The 493-nt window shown below is 63.5% G+C and carries 1 protein-coding gene and 1 pseudogene; both read left to right on the top strand.

Annotated elements, in window-relative coordinates:
* The coding region (locus PQQ53_RS34985) for a winged helix-turn-helix domain-containing protein (RefSeq protein ID WP_408329312.1) at window positions 1-318 on the top strand (318 nt) is incomplete at its 5' end.
* Window positions 315-493 (top strand): annotated as a pseudogene (locus PQQ53_RS34980) (two-component sensor histidine kinase); the annotation flags it as partial. The gene PQQ53_RS34985 and the pseudogene PQQ53_RS34980, both read left to right, overlap by 4 nt.

Genomic DNA, 493 nt, shown 5'->3' with positions numbered 1-493 from the left:
TTCGGCGACTGGCGGCTCGATACCACCGCGCGTCATCTGCTCGATGCGCAAGGCACGATGGTCGCGCTGAGCGGCGCCGAGTACCGTTTGCTGCGCGTGTTCCTCGATCATCCGCAGCGCGTGCTGACGCGCGATCAACTGCTCAACCTGACCCAGGGCCGCCAGGCCGATCAGTTCGACCGTTCGATCGATCTGATGGTGAGCCGTCTGCGTCAACGCCTGAGGGATGTCGCGCGTGAGCCGCGTTACATCAAGACGCTGCGCAGCGAAGGCTACGTATTCTCCGCCGCCGTGACCGCCATCGGAGATCCGCAATGATTACAGCGTCATGGCCGCGCTGGCCCCGCACGCTGTTCGCGCGACTCGCCGTGATCCTGTTCGTCGGACTGGCGCTCGCGCAGACGCTGTCGTTCTGGCTCACGATGACCGAACGCGACCAGACGATGACCAATGTAATGATGGGCTACATCGAACGCGAGGTCGTGAGTTCGGT

Origin of the sequence: Paraburkholderia strydomiana, assembly GCF_046030495.1 — a bacterium.
In the GTDB taxonomy this organism is placed as follows: domain Bacteria; phylum Pseudomonadota; class Gammaproteobacteria; order Burkholderiales; family Burkholderiaceae; genus Paraburkholderia; species Paraburkholderia strydomiana_A.
This window is presented reverse-complemented; position numbering and strand designations above follow the sequence as displayed.